This is a genomic window from Myxococcus llanfairpwllgwyngyllgogerychwyrndrobwllllantysiliogogogochensis, assembly GCF_006636215.1.
Taxonomy (GTDB): Bacteria; Myxococcota; Myxococcia; order Myxococcales; family Myxococcaceae; genus Myxococcus; species Myxococcus llanfairpwllgwyngyllgogerychwyrndrobwllllantysiliogogogochensis.
The window spans coordinates 1-395 of record NZ_VIFM01000962.1 but is presented as its reverse complement, the minus strand read 5'-3'; the positions used below and the strand labels follow the sequence as shown (position 1 = coordinate 395).

General features: G+C 68.4%; 1 pseudogene. It reads left to right on the top strand.

From position 1 onward, the window contains the following. Nucleotides 1-395: pseudogene (locus FJV41_RS57630) on the top strand (hypothetical protein); the annotation flags it as partial.

Below are 395 nucleotides of genomic sequence, written 5' to 3'. Positions count from 1 at the left end.
GGCAAGGACCTGCTGCCCTTCCTCACGGAAGGCTTCACCGCCGCCGCCATGGCCAAGGTGGGCACGAGCGCGCTCGAATCGCGCAAGCTCGGCTACCTGCTGGAGAGCGACATCGTCGTGCCGCACAAGGACGAGGTGCTGTTCGTCGCGCTCAACGAAGCCAAGGCCATGGCCGCCAGCGGCTGGCGTGCGCCGAACAAGCGGCTGTTCCCGGTCGCCGGCCGCAGCGGCATCGCCACGATCCGCGGCTCGCTGGTCAACATGCGCGATGGCGGCTTCATCAGCGACCACGACCAGCACATCGCCACGCTGATCGCCGAGATCGTCTGCGGCGGCGACGTGGATGCCGGCACGCTGGTGAGCGAGGAATACCTGATGGCGCTCGAGCGCAAGGC